Genomic DNA, 2,427 nt, shown 5'->3' with positions numbered 1-2,427 from the left:
CCTCAGCATTTTATTATGGTGATCCCCTGGGCGAAATGCGCCTGGTAAGCAGAGTTTTTGAAATGTAAGGCCTTTGAATAAGACAAAAGGCTGCCTCATCGCTAACTTTGCAACAGTGCCCCACATCTTTTGTCACCAACGAGCGGCTGCCTATCACCGCACCGTGCCCGATCTTGATTCCGGGCATGACCATTGCCTCAGAGCCGATCCAAACGTCATTGCCAATGACAGTATTACCTGCTTTTTGGAAGGCATCGAGTGCGCTTGAGAATGCAGGTTCTTCCTGCATATAAAAGAACGGGAAAGATGATGCCCAGTCGTACCGATGCCCCTGATTGCCAGCCATGATAAAGGAAGCCCCACTCCCGATAGAGCAGAAACTACCGATGATCAACTTATCAACGTCATCACGGTCCGGAAACAGATACCGTGCGCAGTCATCGAATGAGTGCCCATGATAGTAGCCAGAGTAATAGCTGTACCGCCCAACTTTGATATTGGGGTTCTTCACTTGCTCAGAAAGCAGCTTGCCTTTGAAGGGGCTATCAAAGTAGTTGGTCATAAGAGATCCCGCGGTCTGTGACTTTGCCGTCTAACGTTTGAAATAAGGGGCGCCGAGCGCCAGCGAGGGGAGCCAAAAGCTTGCTTTTGGCCGTCCCGACTTGATTGAAGGGTTGGGCGATTTTGCCATTAGATTTTTTATAAATTTAGTGTGTTTAGAATGGTGATCGCATTTTTCTTGGCTTTTATGCTTGATGTTAAATTCGACCCCAAGTTTCCTGTAAGTGCGGACACAAAAACATATTTATGTCCTGATTTGCTTATAATAAACCCTTCAAACCATCCGTTTTGTAAGGTTCTATTTGCTGTGAATCCTGCACCAGTTTTCCCATACAGTTTTGTACTATTATCCAGATCTTGTAGATACATGTTCTCTATGGTGTTTTCTATGGCTGAGTTTTTAACTGGGAGATTGTGATTAATAATTTTACGCAGGAATTGAATTTGTTCTTCTGGTGAAATTTTTAAGCTACTTTCGAGCCATGCTTCTGTTAATCCGTTGTTTCTTTCTTTATCTCCAGAGAAGTCTTGATTTCCATAATCAAAATCTTTGAGATAATTCTTGATTTTATTTAATCCAATTTTTTGGGTTATTTCTTGCGAAACCCAAACAACAGAAAATTGCATCCACGTCTTTGGTGTATGATTGCTGTTCCAGATCTCCATTCCTTTGGGGGTTTTATCCCATTTGAATATGGTTTTCTGATCTATTATTTCCGCATCAAATGCCATAAGTGATAATGCGATCTTGAAAGTTGAATCTGGTGCCATTTGCGTTGCACACTTTGCTTTATTGAATTGAGCAATTTCAGCGTTTGTGGATGCATCGTAAAGTAAAAAACAACCTTCAGTTCCTTCAAATAATGGAGATGCAACAGTAGAGATATCTGTTGATGCACTGGCGCTGCTGTAGATAATATTTGCAATTATTAAAAAAATAGCGAAGTTGATATGTATTGTGTTTTTCATAATAAGTATTGGTTTGGTAAAGGGCTTAATTTTAACGGCTAACAATTAATGAGGCTCCGGGTTCGCCCAACGTTTGACATGAGGGGCGGCCAAGGGCGCCCGCCCTTGGACGTCCCCCTCGATGGAAGGGTTAGGCATCACTGCGTGTTCGCTCGAATGCCTGGCGTGTTTGAACCATGTACACGGCTGGACCATATGGGGTGGTTACGGTACCTTGCCTCTCAAACCCCGCTTTCTCGTAGCATCGGATCGCTCGCAAGTTGCTCGGCGACGGGTCCGTTTGGATCTTGGTGACCTCGGGATCATTGAACAGCAACTCAACCAGAGCTCGAACCAGCTTGGTTCCCAAGCCTTTGCCCAGTTGTGATGCATTCGCCAGTAACTGGTCTATTCCGCGTACTCCTGGATCGGTTTCTTCTTCCCACCGTCCGTCCCCGCTTCCAAGAGCAACGTACGACTGGGCATACCCAATCGGCTCTCCATTCAGCATTGCAATGTATGGAGTGACGGACTCTTGCGCTAAAACGCTTGGCAAGTACTGTTCCTGTACGTCAGCAAGTGTCGGGCGTGCTTCTTCTCCGCCCCACCACTCGACGATATGAGATCGATTTAGCCACTCATAGAGCATCGCAAGGTCATGCTCAGTCATGAGGCGCAGTGTGACGGAATCGTTGCTGTTGGTCACGATGCTGTACTTTGTGATGCCTAACTTTGTTTTTGCGTTGCTCATGATGTCTAACTCCCAATTTGTGTAGGGCTTATTATGCACGCTTAAAGGCACTGTTGCAAAGTTAGCGATGAGGCAGCCTTTTGTCTTATTCAAAGGCCTTACATTTCAAAAACTCTGCTTACCAGGCGCATTTCGCCCAGGGGATCACCATAATAAAATGCTGAGGC

General features: G+C 45.3%; 2 protein-coding genes and 1 pseudogene. All 3 read right to left on the bottom strand.

All coding sequences use genetic code 11. The annotated features are described in order from the left end of the window. Positions 1-121: 121 nt before the first annotated feature. Positions 122-562: pseudogene (locus tag ACMWKK_RS26040) on the bottom strand (CatB-related O-acetyltransferase); the annotation flags it as partial. Between the two features lie 137 nt (positions 563-699). Further along, positions 700-1,530, bottom strand: a complete 831-nt coding sequence (locus tag ACMWKK_RS26035) for an oxacillin-hydrolyzing class D beta-lactamase OXA-1 (protein ID WP_001334766.1) — start codon at positions 1,528-1,530, stop codon at positions 700-702. A gap of 130 nt (positions 1,531-1,660) precedes the next feature. Continuing rightward, positions 1,661-2,215 carry a fluoroquinolone-acetylating aminoglycoside 6'-N-acetyltransferase AAC(6')-Ib-cr5 gene (locus ACMWKK_RS26030; RefSeq protein WP_063840321.1) on the bottom strand — a complete coding sequence of 185 codons (555 nt, stop codon included), beginning with the start codon at positions 2,213-2,215 and terminating at the stop codon, positions 1,661-1,663. Positions 2,216-2,427: the final 212 nt, after the last annotated feature.

This window comes from Enterobacter sp. 01-M-03-SI-ECC (genome assembly GCF_047530215.1).
Classification (GTDB): domain Bacteria; phylum Pseudomonadota; class Gammaproteobacteria; order Enterobacterales; family Enterobacteriaceae; genus Enterobacter; species Enterobacter chengduensis.
The sequence above is the reverse complement of the archived record's forward strand: the minus strand, read 5'-3'. Positions and strand labels throughout refer to the sequence as shown.